This is a genomic window from Cellulomonas sp. NPDC055163, assembly GCF_053607065.1.
Genome location: NZ_JBSGSU010000009.1, coordinates 13,292 through 26,152 on the forward strand (window position 1 = coordinate 13,292; position 12,861 = coordinate 26,152).

Annotated in this window: 7 protein-coding genes; 2 read left to right on the forward strand and 5 right to left on the reverse strand. The window is 72.9% G+C overall.

Translation table 11 applies throughout. The annotated features are described in order from the left end of the window. Positions 1 to 148: 148 nt before the first annotated feature. Together yicI and ACWFNE_RS17245 are read right to left on the reverse strand one after the other, a co-directional pair. Positions 149 to 2,428 (reverse strand): alpha-xylosidase, encoded by a 2,280-nt coding sequence (gene yicI / locus ACWFNE_RS17240; protein ID WP_452123652.1) that lies wholly within the window; start codon positions 2,426 to 2,428, stop codon positions 149 to 151. Next, positions 2,425 to 4,500 carry a beta-galactosidase gene (locus ACWFNE_RS17245; protein WP_452123653.1) on the reverse strand — a complete coding sequence of 692 codons (2,076 nt, stop codon included), beginning with the start codon at positions 4,498 to 4,500 and terminating at the stop codon, positions 2,425 to 2,427. Before ACWFNE_RS17245 ends, yicI begins: the two co-directional genes overlap by 4 nt. A 302-nt stretch (positions 4,501 to 4,802) precedes the next feature. Between ACWFNE_RS17245 and ACWFNE_RS17250 the strand changes: the two genes are divergently transcribed. After that, entirely contained in the window at positions 4,803 to 5,804 is a 1,002-nt protein-coding gene (locus ACWFNE_RS17250) for a LacI family DNA-binding transcriptional regulator (protein WP_452123654.1), read from the forward strand. Between the two features lie 97 nt (positions 5,805 to 5,901). Here the strand turns inward: ACWFNE_RS17250 and ACWFNE_RS17255 are convergent, their stop codons facing one another. From ACWFNE_RS17255 to ACWFNE_RS17265, 3 genes are read right to left on the reverse strand one after another with little or no spacing between them, the layout of a single operon-like run. Then, positions 5,902 to 6,882: a carbohydrate ABC transporter permease gene (locus ACWFNE_RS17255; protein WP_034627958.1), complete on the reverse strand. Its 981-nt coding sequence runs from the start codon at positions 6,880 to 6,882 to the stop codon at positions 5,902 to 5,904. Further along, a complete protein-coding gene (locus ACWFNE_RS17260; RefSeq protein WP_452123655.1) occupies positions 6,879 to 7,883 on the reverse strand; it encodes an ABC transporter permease in 1,005 nt (334 codons plus the stop codon). The genes ACWFNE_RS17255 and ACWFNE_RS17260 overlap by 4 nt, the downstream gene beginning before the upstream one ends. 2 nt (positions 7,884 to 7,885) lie before the next feature. After that, complete coding sequence (locus ACWFNE_RS17265; RefSeq protein ID WP_452123656.1) at positions 7,886 to 9,538, reverse strand: sugar ABC transporter substrate-binding protein; 1,653 nt, start codon at positions 9,536 to 9,538, stop codon at positions 7,886 to 7,888. 384 nt (positions 9,539 to 9,922) lie between these two features. Between ACWFNE_RS17265 and ACWFNE_RS17270 the strand changes: the two genes are divergently transcribed. Further along, a complete protein-coding gene (locus ACWFNE_RS17270; RefSeq protein ID WP_452123657.1) occupies positions 9,923 to 12,856 on the forward strand; it encodes a glycoside hydrolase family 3 C-terminal domain-containing protein in 2,934 nt (977 codons plus the stop codon). Positions 12,857 to 12,861: the final 5 nt, after the last annotated feature.

The window sequence follows — 12,861 nt, forward strand, 5'->3', positions numbered from 1 at the left end:
TCGTGCGGTGAGGGTGCGGAGGGGACGGCGGCGGCACTGGTGAGGCGCGTGCGCGGCCCGGACACGTATCGAATCGATACGATACACGGACGGCACCCCGCCGAGAACGTCTCGACGGGGTGAGTCTGGGGGCGGCCGCACGGGCGGCTCAGACCGTGAGGTCGACCGACGCCGCCCCCGGGGCCGCCGCGACGGGCTCGCGCGTCCCCAGCTGGACCGACCACGGCGCGCTCGTGCCCGCGGCCTCGACGCGCACGCCGAGCCCGTCCCGCGTCACCGTGAACGTCGCGCCCGGCGCCCCGTCGGGGCCGGGGACGTGCGTGACCGAGCGGTGCCCGTCCGCGAGCTCGAAGAGCCGCAGCGTGACGCCGTCGGCGTAGTCGTAGTCAGGCCGGTCCGTCCGCGCGCCGACCGGGAGCACCGTCCCGGGGCGCACGAGCAGCGGCAGCGAGTCGTACCCGTGGCGCTCGCGGACCCAGCGCGGGCCCGTGACGGTCTCGCCGGTGAGCAGGTGCGTCCACGTGCCCTCGGGCACGTACACCTCGACGTCGCCCTCGGCGTTGAACACCGGCGCGACGAGCAGGCTGTCGCCCAGCATGTACTGCGTGTCGACGGTCGCGGTGCCCCGGTCGTCCGGGAACTCGAGGACCATCGGCCGCATCACCGGCACGCCCTCCTCGTGCGCCTGGGCGCCGATGCGGGCGAGGTACGGCATGAGCGAGAGCTTGAGCCGCGTGAAGTGGCGCGTCACGTCGACGGCCTCGTCGTCGAACGCCCACGGGACCCGGTAGGAGTCGGAGCCGTGCAGGCGGCTGTGCGAGGACAGCAGGCCGAACGCGAGCCACCGCTTGAAGACCGCGGCGTCCGGCGTGCCCTCGAAGCCGCCGATGTCGTGGCTCCAGAACCCGAAGCCCGAGAGCGCGAGCGACAGCCCGCCGCGCAGCGACTCCGCCATCGAGACGAACGTCGACTCGCAGTCCCCGCCCCAGTGCACCGGGAACTGCTGCCCGCCGACCGTGGCGGACCGCGCGAACAGCACCGCCTCGCCCTCGCCCTTCTCCTCCTCGAGGAGCTCGAAGACGGCCTTGTTGTACAGGTGCGTGTAGTAGTTGTGCATGCCCTGCGGGTCGGACCCGTCGTGCCAGACGACGTCCGTGGGGATCCGCTCGCCGAAGTCCGTCTTGAACGCGTCGACGCCCTGGTCGAGCAGGACCCGCAGCTTGCTCTGGTACCACGCGGTGGCCTCGGGGTTCGTGAAGTCGACGAGCGCCATGCCGGCCTGCCACAGGTTCCACTGCCAGACGGACCCGTCCGGGTTCTTGACGAGGTAGCCGCGCTCGCGGCCCTCCGCGAACAGCTCCGAGCGCTGCGCGATGTACGGGTTGATCCAGACGCAGATCTTGAGGCCCTTGGCCTTGAGGCGCGCGAGCATCGCCTCCGGGTCGGGGAACGTCGCCGGGTCCCACACGAAGTCGCACCAGTGGAACTGGCGCATCCAGAAGCAGTCGAAGTGGAACACCGACAGCGGCAGGTCACGCTCGGCCATCCCGTCGATGAAGCTCGTGACCGTCTTCTCGTCGTAGTCGGTCGTGAACGACGTCGACAGCCACAGGCCGTAGGACCACTCGGGGACGCGCGCCGGGCGACCCGTGAGCGCGGTGAGCTTGCGCAGCACGTCCTTGGGCGTCGGGCCGTAGATGACGTAGTACCGCAGCGACTGGCCCTCGACGCTGAACTGTGTGCGCGAGACGACCTCGGTGCCGACCTCGAACGACACGCGCTCGGGCTGGTCGACGAGCACGCCGTAGCCGGCGTCGGTCAGGTAGAACGGCACGTTCTTGTACGCCTGGTCGCTCGCGGTGCCGCCGTCGGCGTTCCAGATGTCGACGGTCTGGCCGTTCTTGACGAGCGCGCCGAAGCGCTCGCCGAGGCCGTAGACGTGCTCGCCGACGCCGAGCGTGAGCTGCTCGCGCACGAAGTGCCGGCCCTCGGCGTCCGTGATGACGCCGATGCTGCGCGGGGTCGACGTGGTCAGCGTGCGGCCCCCGGCGAGGAAGTCGACGCCCCACTCCCCCTCGGTCTGCACGCGTGCGGTGAGCGCGCCCGAGCGGAACGTCGCCACGGGCTCGCCCGCGAGGTCCGGGCCGGCGACCTTGACGTCGGCCACCGAGCGCGCGACCTCGAACTCGGGCCCGCGGTTCAGCCCGCCCTGGAAGTGCTCGATCGTCACGCCGACCACGTCGTCCATCGGCGAGTCGAACGACACCGTGATGAGCGGGCGGTTGAGCGTGTCGCCGCGCTTCTCGAGCGGCCCCGTCGCGGCGTAGACGGTGAGGTTCTCGTCGCCGGCGACGACGTCGTCGACCGCCTGCGGGCGCAGGATCGAGACCCCGGGCAGGACCTGCCAGTAGCCGTCGGTGAACTTCATGAGGTCCTCTCGATCAGGGCGACGGCGTCCTCGGCTTCGAGGCGGACCGTGCCCGTGGTGTCGGTTCCGGAGAGCAGGTCGTGGTGGGTGCCGTCGAGCGCGAGCTCGTGCGCGACGGGCGAGGTGTTGAGCAGGAAGAGGACGTCGCCGCGGCGGACCGCCTCGACGCCCTCGGGGAGCGGCGACGCGCCCGGGACGACGCCCGTGACGCCGGCGGCACGCGCGGCGCGGGCCAGCACGTCGTCGAGCACCGCGCGGGGCGGGAGCGTCGCGACGTACCAGGCCTCGCCCGCGCGGGCGGTGCCCGACGAGCCGGTGGCGCCCGCGCCCGGCGGGGAGCCGGCGGCCCGGTGGCGGACGACCGCGGGGCACCCGTCGAGGTCGGCGCCCGCGAACGTCGCGACGGCCTCGCCGCCGTCGAGCCGCAGGCGCTCGCCCCACACGGTCCCGGTGAAGTCCCCGAGCTCCGTCGACGCCACCCGCAGGCCGTCGTCGGGCAGCGGGCAGAACTCCTCGCCCGAGGCCCCGACGAGGTCGGCGAACGGCACGGGGAACCGCCCGGTCCGCACGTGCCCGTCGCGGTCCGCGACGCCCGAGAACGGCCCGAGCACGAGCACCCCGCCGCGCTCGACGACCCCGCGCAGCCGGTGCGCGTCGTCGTCGTCCACGAGGTAGAGCTGGGGTGCGACGACGAGGTCGTACCCGGCGAGGTCGCCGCCCGGGTGCACGACGTCGACCGCGACCCCCGCACGCCACAGCGCCCGGTAGTACGCGAGCACCTGGGGCAGCACGCGCAGCCGGTCGCTCGGCTGGGCGCGCTCCTCGGCGGCCCACCAGCTCGACCAGTCGAAGACGAGCGCGGTGCGGGCCTCGACGCGGGTGCCGGCGACGCGTGCGAGCGAGCGGAGCTCGGCGCCGTGCGCGCGGACCGCGCGGTGCAGCCGCGTGTCGGGGCCGGCGTGCGGGACGAGCGCCGAGTGGAACCGCTCCGCGCCGAACGTCGACGCGCGCCACTGGAAGTAGCAGGACCCGTCGGCGCCGCGGGCGACCGCGCGCAGCGAGTCGAGCCGCGCCTGCGCCGGGGACTTCGGCAGGTTGTGCGGACGCCAGTTGACCGCGCTCACGGCCTGCTCCATGAGCAGCCACGGCTCCCCGCCGCGCAGCGAGCGCATGAGGTCGTGGCTGAGCGACTGCAGCACGCGCGACTCGGGGTCCGCGGGGTCGCCGTAGGTGTCGTCGGCGACGACGTCGACCTCGGGCGCCCAGCGCCAGTAGTCGGTCGCGTGGTGGAAGCCCATGAAGTTGGTCGTGACCGGGGTGTGCGGCGCGTGGGCCCGCACGAGGTCGCGCTGCTCGGTGTACAGCGCGAGGAGCTGGTCGGACGCGAACCGCCGGTGGTCGAGCACCTGGGTCGGGTTGATCAGGTACGGCGCGGCGCGCGGCGGGACGACCTCGGACCAGTCGTCGTAGCGCTGGCTCCAGAACGTGGTGCCCCAGGCGCGGTTGAGCTCGGCGACGGTGCCGTACCGCTGCTCGAGCCAGGTCCGGAAGCCCGCGGCGCAGAGGTCGCACGAGCAGACCTGCCCGTACTCGTTGCCGATGTGCCACATCCGCACGGCGGGGTGCGCGGCGTACCGCTCGACGAGCACCCGGGCGATGGCGAGCGCGCGCTCCCGGTACACGGGCGAGGACGGGCAGAAGTGGTTGCGCGAGCCGTGGCTGAGCCGGACGCCGTCGGGCGTGACCGCGAGGGTCTCGGGCCAGCGGAGCCCGAGCCACGGGGGCGGTGACGCGGTCGGGGTCGCGAGGTCGACCGCGACGCCGCCGGCATGCAGCAGGTCGAGGACCTCGTCGAGCCAGCCGAGCTCGTGCTCGCCGGGCCGCGGCTCGAGGGTCGCCCAGCTGAACACCCCGACCGTCACGAGGTTGACCCCGGCCGCCTGCATGAGGGCGACGTCCTCGTCCCAGACGTGGCGCGGCCACTGCTCCGGGTTGTAGTCACCGCCGTACAGCAGGCCCAGCTCGCCGGTCAGGGCGGCGAGGCCAGGCCGGGGCGGCGTCGGGCTGCTCACGCGGGGGACCTCCGGTCGTGGTGGCGGGGAGAAAGGGACGACGTCGCGCGCAAGGGGCGACACGAATACGGATCGTCGAAGCGGTTCAACACCGTAGCCGCGCGCTCGTGCGCATGTCCAGGGACATAAGGCCGCCGCGCCGCGCGATTCTCACGCGCGTCAAATCGAAGCGCTTCCGCAAAGTTTCGATAACGCGTCGGAGCCACGTCCGTGCGCCTCGCGGCGCTAGGGTGAGCGACGACCGACCAGCCCCGTGCGGCACGCGAGCAGCGACGTGCGCACGGACACGACAGGGGCACACCGTGGCAACCATCGACGACGTGGCACGCGCCGCAGGCGTCTCGACCTCGACCGTCTCCTACGTCCTGTCCGGCAAGCGGCCGATCTCCGGCCCCACGCGCCAGCGCGTCGAGCGCAGCATCCGCGAGCTCGGCTACCGCCCGCACGCCGGCGCACGCGCGCTCGCGTCGAGCCGCACCAACGTCCTCGCCCTCATGGCACCCCTGCGCGTCGACGTGAACGTCAGCGTCATCATGCAGTTCGTCACCGGCGTCGTCACGAGCGCGCGCACGTTCGACCACGACGTCCTGCTGCTCACGCAGGACGACTCCGCGGGGCTCGAGCGCGTCGCCGACGGCTCGATGGTCGACGCGCTGATCATGATGGACATCGAGGCGGACGACCCGCGCGTCCCCGTGCTCGCCGGCCTGCGCCAGCCCGCCGTGCTCATCGGCCTGCCGACCAACACCGAGGGCCTCTCGTGCGTCGACCTCGACTTCGAGGCCGCCGGCCGCACCGCCGTGCGCCACCTCGCGCAGCTCGGTCACCGCCAGGTCGCGCTCATCGGCTCCCCCACCGCGGTGCTCGAGCGCCACACCTCGTACGCCGACCGCATGTACCGCGGCTTCACGCAGCAGTCCGCCGAGCTCGGGCTCGACCACGCCTATGAGCCGTGCGAGTCGTCGCACTCGGGCGCCGTCGACGCCGTCGACCGTGTGCTCGCCCGCATGCCGCACGTGACCGGGCTCGTCGTGCACAACGAGGTCGCGCTGCCCGCCGTGATCGCGACGCTGCGCGAGCGCGGCCGCGCGGTCCCCGACGACCTGTCGCTCGTCGCGGTCTGCCCCCAGGACATCGCCCTCGGCCAACCCGTCCCCCTGACGTCCGTGGACATCCCCGCACACGCGATCGGCCGCGTCGCGGTCGAGATGGCGATGTCCCGCGTCGCCGGCGACCAGCCCGCCGAGACCCGCCTGCTCGCCCCTGTCCTGACCGAGCGAGCCACGACCGCGCCCGCCCGCTGAGCGCGCGGGCCGCGCCGAGATCGCCGTCGGCCCCGCGGTCCCCCGGCGGCCGGGACCCCCTGTCCCCGCCGCCGGGAGCCGCGTCCCCTGCACCATGTCAGCCCTTGATCGCGCCGAAGATGACGCCCTTCGTGAAGTGGCGCTGGACGAACGGGTACACGATGAGGATCGGGACGAGCGCGAGCACCATCACCGCCATCTTGGCGGCGAGCGACGGCACCGCACCACCCGCACCGAGCTCGATCACCGTGCCGGTCGTGCCCTGCGGCGGCTGACCGCGCAGCACGTACGCGCGCAGCACCATCTGCAGCGGCCACTTCGCGCTGTCGCGCAGGTACAGCATCGCGTTGAAGAACGCGTTCCAGTAGCCCACGCCGTAGAACAGCGCGACGACCGCGACCACGGCCCGGGACATCGGCAGCACGATCGAGCCCAGCACCCGCCAGTCCCCCGCGCCGTCGATCCGGGCGGCGTCCGTGATCGACGCGTCGATGCCCATGAAGAAGTTCCGCAGGATCAGCACGTTGAACGCCGAGATCGCCCCCGGGAGGATCAGCGCCCAGTACGAGTCGATCAGGCCGAGCTGGCTGACCCACAGGTAGGTCGGGATGAGCCCCGCCCCGAAGAACATCGTGATCAGGAAGACGAACAGGATCGGCCGGTGCAGGAACGAGTCGGTGCGCGAGAGGCCGAACGCGGCGAGCACCGAGACCACCGTCGAGATCAGCGTCCCGACCGCCGTCACCCCGATGCTCACCACGACCGAGCGGAACACGACCCCGCCGTCGAGCAGCTGCTGGTACGCCGCGAACGTGATCTCGCCCGGCACGAGGACCATGCCGCCGGCCTCGCTGATCACCGACTGCGGCGACAGGCTCGTGAGCACGATCGTGTAGAGCGGGCCGAGCACCGCGAGCACCACGAGGGCGAGCGCCGCGAACTTCGCGATCGCGCCGCCGACCGTGGGCGGCTCCTCCCACGCAGGGCGGTGCTTGGACTTCCGGGGTCGTCGCCGGCTGCCCGCGGGCGGCTCGAGGACGATCGCTGGGTTCGTCAGGGAGTTCTCCGTCGCTGTCATGACCGCTTGTACACTCCTGCCTCGCCGAACACGTGCGCGAGCTTGTTGGCGCCGAGCACGAGGATCAGGCTGACGACCCCCTTCATGAGGCCCGCTGCGGCCGCGAAGCCCCAGTCGCCGAACTGCACACCCTGGAAGTACACGTAGGTGTCGATCACCTCGGAGACCTGCGCGCCGACCATGTCGCGCTGCAGGAGGAGCTGCTCGAACCCGACGGTCAGCGCGTCGCCGAGCCGCAGGATGAGCAGCAGGATGATGACGGGCCGCAGCGCGGGCAGCGTGATGTGCCACATGCGCCGCCACCGGTTCGCCCCGTCCATGACCGCCGCCTCGTACTGCGCCGGGTCCACCGTGCTGAGCGCCGCGAGGAAGATGATGACGCCCCAGCCGGCGTCCTTCCAGATCGACTGCGACGTGATGAGCAGCAGGAACGTGTCGGGATTCGTCATGATGTCGACGGGCTGCTGCCCGAGGCCGCGCAGCGTCTGGCTGAGCAGGCCCGCTCCCCCGAAGAGCTGCTGGAACACCGCGACGACGAGCACCCACGAGAAGAAGTGGGGCAGGTAGACGATCGACTGGATGGTCGTGCGGATGCGCGGGCTCACGACGCTGTTGAGCAGCAGCGCGAGGAAGATCGGCACCGGGAAGTAGAGCACGAGCTGGAACACGGTGATCGCGAGCGTGTTCTGCACCGCGTTGAGGAACAGCGGGTTGTCGAACACGCGCAGGAAGTTGTCGAAGCCGACCCACGGCCCGCCGAGGAAGCCGCGGTAGGGCGAGAACTTCTCCCACGCCATGACGTTGCCGAGCATGGGGACGTACGCGAACAGCACGAGCAGGACGACGCCCGGGAGCGTCATGAGCAGCAGGGAGCGGTCCCGGCGGAGCTTCGCCTGCCAGGTGATCTTGCGAACCGGGGGCCGGGCGGGCGAGGTGCCCGCCCGGCGCACCGGCTCGTCGCCGGACGTCCGCGGGGACGTCGGTGCGTCGAGGGCTGCCACGATCAGGCCTCGAGGATGCCCTGGTAGAACTCGCGCAGCTGGTCGCCGCCCGACTGGCGCCACGTCTCGACCGCGGCGTCGAGGTCGCCGATGGACTTGCGGCCGCGCGAGATGTCCTTCTCCAGGTCGACGAACGGCTGGCCGATCGACGCGTACTCGTCGGGCTCGCTGATCTGCACGCCGTAGAACAGCGGCTCCTCGGTGTACTGCGCGGCGTCCGCGGTGAACTCGCTCGACGCCTTCACGAAGCCGGGGTACTGGACCTTCGCGTTCACGACCGGCGGCGCGGTGAGGAACATGTAGGTCGGCTGGAGCTCGGTGGGGGCCAGCTCGGTCGGGACCGGCAGGCCGCTCGCGTCCCGCGTGAAGTGCACGCCCTCGACGCCGTTGTTGATGAGGTCGAACTCCGTGGTGCCGAACGGCGCGGCGAGCAGGTTCGCGATCCGCAGGAGCTCCTCGATGCGCTCGGGGTCGTCCGACTTCTTGAGGAAGCTGAAGATGTTCGCCGGCTGCCCCTTGTAGTAGACGGGGTCGCCGCCGTCGGCGCCGAAGGGCGGCAGCGGCTGCTGGTTGTACGTGGGGTTGCTGCCGAGCTGGCGGCCGAGCGCCTCGTGCCACCCGCCGATGCCGTCGTTCATCACGAGCAGCTTCCCCGACTCGAACAGCTCCTTGTTCCAGGCGGTGTCGATGTCGGGGTGCACCAGGCCGGCGGCCCAGACCTCGGCGTTCCACTCGAGGGCCTTGCGGTACTCCTCGGTCTCGACGCGGTGCAGGAGCTTGCCGTCCACGAGCTTCCACTTCGGCACGACGCCGTGGATGATCGTCGACGTGTTCCACAGGTCCGCGGCGGCGTAGATGCCGGCCGACGGGTTGTTGATCTGCTGGAGCAGCGCCAGGAGGTCGTCGGCGCTCTTCACGTCCGGCGTGATGCCCAGACCGTCGAGGATGTCCTTGCGGTAGAAGACGACGTCGTTGATGACCTCGCCGGGGAACGGCAGGCCGTAGAGGCGCCCGTTGAACGAGGACCACTGCCAGGCCGCCGTCGGGATGTTCGCCAGGTTCGGGTAGTCGAGCGCCTTGTCTCCGGCCAGGTAGTCGGTCAGGTCCTGGAAGACGTTGGGCACGACCTCGGACGCGAATCGTGGGGGGACGTTCCACGTCGGGACGCAGACCCAGTCCGGCAGGTCGTCGGCGGCCGAGAGCGCGGTAGCGAGCACCGTGCCGTAGTCGTTGCCGTCGGCGATGTTGAACGTGAGGGTCGCGCCGAGCGCGGCGTTGACGGCCTCGTAGTACTGGTTTCCCTTGACGGGCGGCGGCGTGCCCCACAGGGGCGTCATCGCGGTGAACTCGCTGCCGTTGCCGGGGGGCTCGTCGACCGACTGCACCAGGTCCGCCGGGATCGTCTCGTAGCCCGCGGTCGACCCGTTGACGCTCGGGTAGTCGGGCTCCGCGAAGACGATCTCCTTGTACGTGGGCAGCACGTCGGCGCCGGCCGTCGCACCGGGCTCCGCCGTCACGCCGGCTTCGCCGCTGGAGCACGCGGTCAGCAGCGACGGGACGCCGACGACGGCCGCGCCCGCGGCGACCATCCCGAGGAAGGACCGCCGCTTGACGGCGATCTCCCCGACCTGGCCGAGCTGTGTGGTGGTGTTCATGAGCGCCCTTCACTCCCTTGTGGAAACGCGGTGTCCTCGTGGTCCCCCGTGCCGACGGCCCGCGATCGTCCGTGATCTGTGCGGGTGTGTCGGTCGATCCGCGAACATCGAAGCGGTTCGACGCCCGCACTCTACGGCCTCTCCCCGCGGGCGGGCAACCACTGCCCGGATGGAGAGCACGACACTCGCGAGGAGGCCGGAGTGCCGGTCATAAGCGGCTCGACCGCGACGCACACGTCCGCTAGCGTGTGGCCCGCGTCACGCCCAGCGCGTGGCTGCTATCGTCGAAACGGTTCGACGATCCGATCGAACCGGTCCGCCCGCAGCGTGTCGCTGCCGCAGCGCAGGGCCGGTTCGCCCACCGCACCAGAACGAGGGACCCCCGTGGCCGACGACGACCTCCAGGCAGCCCCGACCTACCGCGACCCCGCGCAGCCGTTCCCCGTGCGCGCCCGCGACCTGCTCGCCCGGCTCACCCTCGACGAGAAGGTCGCGCTGCTGCACCAGCACGCGCCGGCGGTCGAGCGCCTCGGGCTGCGCCCGTTCCACACCGGCGCCGAGGTGCTGCACGGCGTCGCGTGGCTCGGCGTCGCGACGTCGTTCCCCCAGCCCGTCGGGCTCGCCGCGACCTGGGACGCCGCGCTGCTGACCCGGGTCGGCGAGGTCGTCGGCAGCGAGCTGCGCGCCAAGCACGCCGCCGACCCCGCCGTGAGCCTCAACGTCTGGGCGCCGGTCGTGAACCCGCTGCGCCACCCGCTGTGGGGCCGCAACGAGGAGGGCTTCTCCGAGGACCCGCACCTCACCGCGCACCTCGCGACCGCCTACGCCCGAGGCCTGCGCGGCGACCACCCCGTCTACTGGCGCACCGTGCCGACCCTCAAGCACTTCCTCGCGTACAACAACGAGACCGACCGCGCGCTCACGAGCTCGCAGCTGCGCCCGCGCGTGCTGCACGAGTACGAGCTCCCGGCGTACCGCGGACCGATCGAGGCGGGCGTGGTCGGCGCCGTGATGCCGTCCTACAACCTCGTCAACGGGCGGCCCAACCACGTCGCGCGCGAGCTCCTCGACGAGCTGCGCAGCTGGACCGACGCCTCGCTCCTGGTCGTCTCGGACGCCGCCGCGCCCGGCAACCTCGTGACGTTCGAGCGCTACTACGACGACCACGTCGAGAGCCACGCGGCGATGGTGCGCGCGGGCGTCGACTCGTTCACCGACAACGACGCCGACGCCCGCCCCACCGTCGAGCGCCTGCACGCCGCGCTCGAGCGCGGGCTGCTGACCGAGACCGAGGTCGACCGGGCCGTGCTGCGCCAGCTCGAGCTGCGCCTCGCGACCGGCGAGCTCGACCCCGACCTCGACCCGTACGCCGGAGTCGGCGCCGACGCCCTCGACCTGCCCGAGCACCGTGCGCTCGCGCGCGAGACCACCGCGCGCGCCGTCGTCGTGCTGCAGAACGACGGCGTGCTCCCGCTGCGGGCCGGCGCGAGCGTCGCCGTCGTCGGTCCGCTCGCGGACCGCGTGCTGCACGACTGGTACTCCGGCACCCCGCCCTACCTCGTCGGGCTCGGCAGCGCGCTCGCCGAGCGGCTCGGGGCGTCCGCGGTCCGGGTCGCCGACGGCGCCGAGCGCGTCGCGCTGCGCTCCACGACGACGGGCGCGTACGTCCGGCAGCTCGACGCCGCGACCCCGCTCACCGCCGACGCCTCCGCCGCGACCGAGGCCGGTGCGGCGTTCGACGTGACGTCGTGGGGCGAGGGTCTCGTGACGCTCCGTGGCGTGCGCTCGGGGCTGCTGTGGTCCGGCGCCGGGTGGGTCGTGCGCGCCGACGCCGAGCGCGTCGGGGGCTGGGTCGCCCAGGAGAGCTTCCGGCTGCACCGGCACACCGACGGCACCTGGTCGGTCCAGCACGTCGGCTCGGGCCGCTGGGTCCGGGTCCAGAACGACACCACCGGGACGCTCGTCGCCGAGGCCCACGACGCCGCGGACGCCGAGCGGTTCACGCTGCGCACGCTACGGTCCGGGCACGCCCAGGTCGCCGAGGCCGCTGCGGCCGCCGACGTCGTGGTCGTCGCCGTCGGGAACGATCCGCACCTGCTCGGGCGCGAGACGGAGGACCGCCCGCACCTGCGCCTGCCCGACGCGTCCGCCGAGCTGTGGCGCACCGCCCGCGACGCCAACCCGCGCGCGGTGCTCGCGGTCGTGTCCTCCTACCCGTACGTCCTCGGCTCCGTGGCCGACGAGTCCGCCGCGGTCGTGTGGTCCTCCCACGCCGGCCAGGAGCTCGGGCACGGGCTCACCGACGTGCTCGTCGGGGACGTCGAGCCGTCCGGCCACCTCGCACAGACCTGGGTCGCGGACGAGTCCCACGTCGGCGACCTGCTCGACTACGACGTGATCGCCGCAGGCTCCACCTACTGGTACGCCCGGCACGAGCCGCTGTACGCGTTCGGGCACGGGCTCTCGTACACGACCGTCGAGCACCGCGGTCTCCGGGTCGTGGCCGCGCCCGGCGCCACGGTCGGCACCGTCCCGGCCGCCACGCAGCGGCCCGACGCGGCCGCCGCCGTCCGGGTCGACGCCGACGCGCACCTCGACGTCGAGGTCGACCTCGCGAACACCGGGGACCGCCCGGTCGACGAGCTCGTGCAGGTCTACGCGAGCGCCGTCGACCACCGGCTCCCCGTCCCCCGCCGCCGCCTGCTCGGCCACGTCCGCGTGCCCCTGGCGCCCGGTGCCGCCGCCACGGCGAGCGTCCGCGTGCGCGTCGCCGACCTCGCGGTCTGGGACGTCACGCGCGGCGCGCTCGTCGTCGAGCCCGGGACGTACGTGCTCCACGCGGGCGCCTCCTCGGCGGACCTGCCGGTGAGCGCCGAGGTGGTCGTCACCGGGGTCCCCGCCGCACCGCGCGCCGCCCTGACCGGCCCGCTGCGGGCTGCCGACTTCGACGACCACGACGGCATCGAGCTCGCCGAGCGCACGCGCGACGCGGGCGACGCCGTCCAGGTCCCCCGGGGCGGCGGCTCCGCGGGCGTGACGCTGCGGGACGTCGACGCCCGCGGCGCCGCCCGCCTCGGGCTCACCGTCGCCCGGACCCGCGCCGGCGCTGCGTCGGTGCGCGTCGAGGTGCGCGACGGCTCAGGGACGTGGCTGACCGCAGCGTCCGCCGACGTCCCGGCGGAGGGTGGGCGTCACGACTGGAGCACCGTCGAGACGAGCCGCGGCACGGGGTGGGACCGGCTGACGGAGGCCGTGACCGACCTGCGGATCGTGCTCGCCGGCCCCGCGCGCCTCGCCGAGCTGACGTTCGGCGGCTGAGCCCG